The 6,566-nt window shown below is 71.7% G+C and carries 4 protein-coding genes; 3 read left to right on the top strand and 1 reads right to left on the bottom strand.

Going from position 1 to position 6,566, the window contains the following annotated elements:
- Positions 1 to 215: 215 nt before the first annotated feature.
- A complete protein-coding gene (locus K6I33_RS29505; RefSeq protein ID WP_229357602.1) occupies positions 216 to 2,612 on the bottom strand; it encodes an MMPL family transporter in 2,397 nt (798 codons plus the stop codon).
- A gap of 241 nt (positions 2,613 to 2,853) precedes the next feature.
- Between K6I33_RS29505 and K6I33_RS29500 the strand changes: the two genes are divergently transcribed.
- The 3 genes from K6I33_RS29500 to K6I33_RS29490 form a co-directional block, all read left to right on the top strand.
- Positions 2,854 to 3,258 (top strand): rodlin, encoded by a 405-nt coding sequence (locus tag K6I33_RS29500; protein ID WP_229357601.1) that lies wholly within the window; start codon positions 2,854 to 2,856, stop codon positions 3,256 to 3,258.
- Positions 3,259 to 3,816: 558 nt separating this feature from the next.
- Complete coding sequence (locus K6I33_RS29495) at positions 3,817 to 5,298, top strand: amino acid permease (RefSeq protein ID WP_229357600.1); 1,482 nt, start codon at positions 3,817 to 3,819, stop codon at positions 5,296 to 5,298.
- A 210-nt stretch (positions 5,299 to 5,508) separates the two neighbouring features.
- Positions 5,509 to 6,566 (top strand): alkaline phosphatase family protein (locus K6I33_RS29490; RefSeq protein WP_275126802.1); only part of this gene is annotated, 1,058 nt, incomplete at its 3' end.

Below are 6,566 nucleotides of genomic sequence, written 5' to 3'. Positions count from 1 at the left end.
CTCCCCCCACGGCGGCCCCGCCGGCGGCGGCCAGCGCGTACAGCAGCCTGCGGCGGGTCGTGCTCGCGGCGAGCGATGTGCTGATCATGACACGCGGCCCTCCTGACGACCCGGTTCCGGTCCGGCGCCGTGATCGCAGTATGCGGCCGCCGGGCCGCTCCGGGCGGCAGGCGCGTCGGTCGCCCCACGGCACCGGCACACCGCCGCCCGTGGTGTCACGCCCCTCCGGCGGGCGTCGGCGCCGGGCGGCCGGACCGGCCCGCCGTGTCGGGGCCGGAGCGGTCGCGGGCGCGGTGGCGCGTGGCGGGCCACCAGTTGGCGCGGCCGGCCAGCGACATGATCGCGGGGACGAGCAGGGCGCGGACGAGCGTGCAGTCGAGGAGCACGGCGACGGCCAGCCCGAAGCCGATCAGCTGGAGCATCACGAGGTCGCAGGCGGCGAGGGAGCCCATGACGACGGCGAAGACCAGCGCGGCCGAGGTGAACAGCCGCGCGGTGCGCTGGAGCCCGACGGCCACCGCGAGGTCGGTGGGGCTGCCCCGGCGGTGCTCCTCGAGGATGCGGGAGAGGAGGAAGACCTCGTAGTCCATGGAGAGGCCGAACGCGGTGCAGAACATCACCGCGGGGATGATCACGTCGGTGGTGCGGGGACCGTCGAGCGGCCCCAGCAGCGCGTCGAGCCGGCCCTGCTGGAAGACGGCGACGATGATCCCGAACGTCGCCGCCAGGCTCAGCGCGTTCAGCAGCACCGCCTTGACGGGCACGAGCAGGCTGCGCGTGTAGGCGAACAGCAGCACCAGCGTGGCGGCCACGGTGATCAGGACGGCCGCGGGCAGCCGGTCCCCGAGCGCGTCCTCGGTGTCGGTCAGCCGGGCACCCGGCCCGCCCACCAGGGCGGACGTGGGCGCGGGCTCCCGGCGCAGCCGCTCCGTGAGCAGCCGGCCGTCGGGGGAGAGGACGGAGGCGGCGCTGGGCGTCACGCACAGCCAGGTGCCGGCGGGGCCCGTGAACCCCGCCGACCAGGGCCCGGGCTCCGCCGTGCGGCGGCCGTGGGCGTAGACGCCCGTCGCCGTCCGCACCTGCCGTACGCCGGAGAGGCGGGAGAGGCGCGCGGCATAGGCGTCCACGGCGGCGGTGGAGGCGTCGGGCGCCCCGGACGGGCCGCCGGTGCCCGCCCGGCCCGCCGGTTCGTCCGGAGCGGCGTCCTCGGGGGCCGCCGGGTCCTCCGGGGCCGTCGTGCCTTCCGCTCCGGCCGCCGCCATGGCCGCGGCGGCGGCCGGCGGGGGCGTCACCCGGACGTCCGGGAGGACGACGCTCGCCGCGGTGCCGCTCTCGTCGTCGAAGTCCACGCGCAGCCGCTGCGAGGCCCGGGCGACAGGCGAGGACGACGGGAGGATCCGGTCGTCGTACATGCCGAACCGCGCGTCGGCCCCCGGCGCGGCCAGCAGCCCGAGCAGCAGCAGCGTGCCGAGGGCGACCGCCGCGGGCCGCCGGGTCACCCACATGGCCAGCCGGTACCAGCGGCCCTCGGCGAAGGCCCGGCGGCCGCCACGGCGCCAGCGGGCGAAGACGTCGTAGCGGTTGACCCGGGGGCCGAGCAGCACCAGCAGCGCGGGCAGCACCAGCAGTGCCCCGGCCGCCGAGCACACCGCGACGGCCGCGCCGCCCAGGGCCAGTGAGCGCGTCAGCGGCAGGGGGAAGACGAGCAGGGCGCCCAGCGCCGCTGCCACGGTGGTCGCCGAGAAGGCGACGGCCCGTCCCGCGGTCGCGAGGACCCGCTCGGCGGCCCGTACGGGCGTCGCCCCCGCCGCGAGCTCCTCGCGGTAGCGGCTGACCATCAGCAGGCAGTAGTCGACGGCCAGCCCGAAGCCGAGCGCGGTGGCGATGTTCAGGACGAAGACCGAGACCGTCGTCACCTCGCTCAGCAGCCGCAGCAGTGCGGTGGTGGTGACGACGGCGAAGGCCCCGACGACGACCGGGAGGAGCGCCGCCACCAGGCTCCCGAAGATCCACAGCATGATCAGCAGCACCAGCGGGGCGATGATCATCTCGGCGACGGTGGCGCCCTCGGTGCTCAGCCGCTCCATCTCGGCGAAGAGCGCCGCCTCACCGGCGACCGTGACCTCCAGCGGCCCCGCCCGCCCGGCCTCGCGGGCCACGACGGCCTTGGCGGCCGACAGCACGGCACGCTCGTCCCCGCCGAACCGCACCCCGACGCAGGCGGAGCGCCCGTCCCGGCTGCGCAGCTCGGGCCGGGCCAGCGGCCAGTAGCCGCGCACCCAGGCGGTGTGGGGGTCGGCGGCGAGCCGCTCGGTCAGCGCCCGGCCCGCCCGGGCGGCCGCGGGCGCGTCGACCGGCCCCGGCGCCGTGGCGACCAGCACGAGGTGGGGCTGCCCGGCCCCGAAGCGCTCGGCCAGGAAGGCGTCGGCCCGGGTGGACTGCGCGCGGGCGGGTGTCCAGCCGCCCGGGGCGAGGCGCTCCCCGACCCCGTGGCCCCCCACCGCCGCGACCAGGGCGATCAGCCCCAGCAGGACGAGTGCGCCCAGGGCGCGGCGTGGGGTGCCATAGGCGCTCCGCACGAGGAACGGCTGACGGGGCCGGTGGAGGAGCATCACGGGGGCGTCCTTCGCGGGTCGGCGAGCGCGTTCGGAGCCCCCTAACATAGCGTCAAAATGTGTAAATATGCCGTTTTTAGGCGCATCGTGGGCGCGCTGTGCCCGCTAATAGGAGGAGTCGGGGCGCCTTCCGGGGGCCATTGGGACGAATGAGTGAGTCGTCGGAACCTCTCCGGAACGGCGCAGTTACTCAGGTCGCCTCCCGCCCGGGAGGAACACTCGACCGAAAGGCAGCGACGTGCTCCACAAGGTACTCGCGACAGTCGCCCTCACGGCCACGGCGGTCGGAGTCTCGGCCGCCCCGGCCATGGCGCTCGATCGCGACGACATGACCACCGTGAACGGCAACGGCTCGGAGACCGTGCACGGGACCACCGTGACCGGGGGCCATGGCAGCCCGCAGATGACCGCCGTCCAGGGCAGCCTCGACAAGCTGTGCATCGGCGTGGGCAAGCTCGGCCTTCAGTCGCTCCTGCTCCTGATCAACGTGGGCATCGAGGACGTCCCGATCCTCACCTCTCAGCAACAGCAGCAGTGCACGGACAACTCGACCATCCAGGACGGCGACGACCCGCTCTCGCACCTGATCGAGCAGATCCCGGTGGTCAGCGGCAACGGATCCGGGAACGAAGAGGGGCACTGAGCGGCACCGCTCCCGGTGACACGGCTCCCGCCCGGCGGGAGCCACTACGGTGGATGTGACCCTGATCACCAGGGTGGGCAAGGACACAGGGGCCCCGGCAGCGCCGGGGCCCCTTTCCGATGCCCCGGCGCGGCCCCCGAGGGGTGCGGCGGGGCGGAAACGCGGCGCACGGAACCGGAAATGGGCGGACCGCGCGGGAGGCGCGGGGGATAGGTGGAATGGACAGCGATATCCACCCGCCGTCCATGGCCCGTAGCGGAAAGTCAAAACGGGGGCGCGCCGGGCCCCGCCTAGTCCGGCCTTTCGAAAATGTCAACTTTCCGTTAACCCTTGACGGAATCCTGGCGCGCCTTTCACCATTCACCGCATGACCTCGTGAAACACCACCGGGGACCGGCGTCGCCAGCCGGGTTCCCGAACACCGGGCCATCGCCGGGATCCCCCCCGGCGATGCAGGGGAACAAGCCGTGCGCGGCCGTTCCCCGGGCATGGAGGTCACCCCCACATCAGCGTGCGGCCCGGTCCTGCCTCCCCCACGGAACGAAGGCGAAGAAATACATGAGTGACCGCACCCTCACTGCGGCCGACACCCCGACCCCGGCGGCGACGTCCTCGCACGTCGACGCGGGTGACGAGGGCTACAGCAAGGACCTCAAGTCCCGCCACGTCAACATGATCGCGATCGGTGGAGCGATCGGCACCGGCCTCTTCCTCGGCGCCGGTGGCCGTCTCCACAACGCGGGCCCGTCCCTTTTCATCGCCTACGCGGTGTGCGGCCTCTTCGCCTTCTTCGTCGTCCGGGCGCTGGGCGAGCTCGTCCTCTACCGTCCGTCCTCCGGCGCGTTCGTCAGCTACGCCCGTGAGTTCATGGGCGAGAAGGGCGCCTTCACGGCCGGCTGGCTGTACTTCCTGAACTGGGCCACGACCGGTATCGCGGATATCACCGCCGTCGCGACCTACACCCATTACTGGAAAATGTTCAGCGACATCCCGCAGTGGGTGCTCGCGCTGATCGCTCTCGCGGTCGTCCTCACGGTGAACCTGATCTCCGTGAAGTACTTCGGTGAGATGGAGTTCTGGTTCGCGATCATCAAGGTCGCCGCGATCACGATCTTCATGGTCGTCGGTATCTTCCTGCTGGCCAGCAGCCACAAGGTCGGCGACTCCACCCCGGGCCTGTCCAACATCGTCGACCACGGCGGGATCTTCCCGACCGGTGTGATGCCGATGCTGCTCGTCATCCAGGGTGTCGTCTTCGCCTACGCCTCCGTCGAGCTGTGCGGTGTCGCGGCCGGTGAGACCAAGAACCCCGAGAAGATCATGCCGAAGGCGATCAACTCGATCATGTGGCGTGTCGGCCTCTTCTACGTCGGCTCGGTCATCCTGCTCGCGTTCCTGCTGCCGTACACCGCCTACCACGCCGGCGAGAGCCCCTTCGTCACCGTCCTGTCGAAGGTCGGCATCCCGGGCGCGGCCGGTGTGATGAACCTCGTGGTCCTCACCGCGGCGCTGTCCAGCCTGAACTCCGGCCTGTACTCCACCGGCCGCATCCTCCGCTCGATGGCGATGTCCGGCTCCGCGCCGAAGTTCACGGGCCTGATGAACAAGGGCCAGGTGCCCTACGGCGGCATCCTGCTCACCGCGTTCTTCTGTGTGCTGGGTGTCGGCCTGAACTTCGTCGTCCCGGCGGACGCCTTCGAGATCGTGCTGAACTTCGCCGCCATCGGCATCATCGGCACCTGGGGCATGATCATGGTCTGCTCCCTGCTCTTCTGGCGCCGGTCCAAGGACGGCCGGGTCACCCGCCCCGGCTACAAGCTCCCCTGGGCCCCGTACACCCAGATCATCACCCTGGTCTTCCTGGCCTGTGTGCTCGGTCTGATGGCGGCCGAGCCGGGCGCCGGCCGCGACACGGTGTTCTGCCTGCCGCTCATCGTGGCCGCCCTGGTCGGCGGCTGGTACCTGGTGCGCGGCAAGGTCGCCCGCGCCCAGCAGGAGGCCGCGGCCGAGAAGGCCGTCGCCCCCGGCGGCGACGCCTGATCCACCCCCGCCGCGCCCCGCGCGGCGCATGACGGCCGAGGGGCCGGACACCCACGGGTGTCCGGCCCCTCGGCCGTTTCCGGCCCCGCACGCCTGTTCCCTCCATGTACCACCCGCCGTCACACTGGCGACACCACCGCTTCCCCGGCGCTGGATGCTCTTGGATCACTCTGCTGCTACCAGCCCTCACACCCAAGAGGTCCCTCACCCATGGCTGAACTCAATCGACGGCGCTTCCTCCAGATCGCCGGCGCGACCGCGGGCTACGCGGCCCTGACGAGCAGCATCGACCGTGCCGCCGCCATCCCCGCCCGCCGCCGCTCCGGCACCATCAAGGACATCGAGCACATCGTCGTCCTGATGCAGGAGAACCGGTCCTTCGATCACTACTTCGGCTCCCTCAAGGGCGTCCGCGGCTTCGGCGACCCCCGCCCGATGACCCTGGACAACGGCAGGACCGTCTTCCACCAGCCCGACGGCGCCAAGGACGTGCTCCCCTACCGTCCCGAGGCCGAGAACCTGGGCATGCAGTTCATCGCGGGCCTCAACCACGACTGGGCCGGCGGGCACAAGGCATGGAACAACGGCAAGTACGACCGGTGGATCCCCGCGAAGTCCGCCGGCACGATGGCGTACCTCACCCGCGAGGACATCCCCTTCCACTACGCGCTCGCCGACGCCTTCACCGTCTGCGACGCCTACCACTGCTCCTTCATCGGAGCCACCGACCCCAATCGCTACTACATGTGGACGGGCCACACCGGCAACGACGGCAAGGGCGCCGGCCCGGTCCTCGGCAACGAGGAGGCCGGATACGGCTGGACGACCTACCCCGAGCGGCTGGAGAAGGCCGGGATCTCCTGGAAGATCTACCAGGACCGGGGCGACGGCCTGGACAAGGCCGGATCATGGGGCTGGATCCAGGACGCCTACCGCGGCAACTACGGCGACAACTCCCTCCTCTACTTCGACGCCTACCGCGACGCCAAGCCCGGCGACCCGCTCCACGAGAAGGCCCGCACCGGCACGGACGTCAAGAACGGCGACGGCTACTTCGACATCCTCCGGGCCGACGTCCAGGCCGGCCGGCTCCCGCAGATCTCCTGGATCGCCGCCCCCGAGGCCTTCTCCGAGCACCCCAACTGGCCCGTGAACTACGGCGCCTGGTACATCTCCCAGATCCTCGACGCCCTCACCTCCGACCCGGAGGTATGGAGCAAGACGGCCCTGTTCATCACCTACGACGAGAACGACGGCTACTTCGACCA

The organism is Streptomyces sp. UNOB3_S3 (assembly GCF_020740895.1).
Lineage (GTDB): Bacteria > Actinomycetota > Actinomycetes > Streptomycetales > Streptomycetaceae > Streptomyces.
Note: the sequence above shows the minus strand (reverse complement) of the source record. Positions and strands in the feature narration are given on the sequence as shown.

Excerpts from the sequence above, each read along its gene's own strand:
- K6I33_RS29505 (WP_229357602.1), bottom strand. The coding sequence starts at position 2,612 with ATGCTCCTCCACCGGCCCCGTCAGCCGTTCCTCGTGCGGAGCGCCTAT.
- K6I33_RS29495 (WP_229357600.1), top strand. The coding sequence starts at position 3,817 with ATGAGTGACCGCACCCTCACTGCGGCCGACACCCCGACCCCGGCGGCG.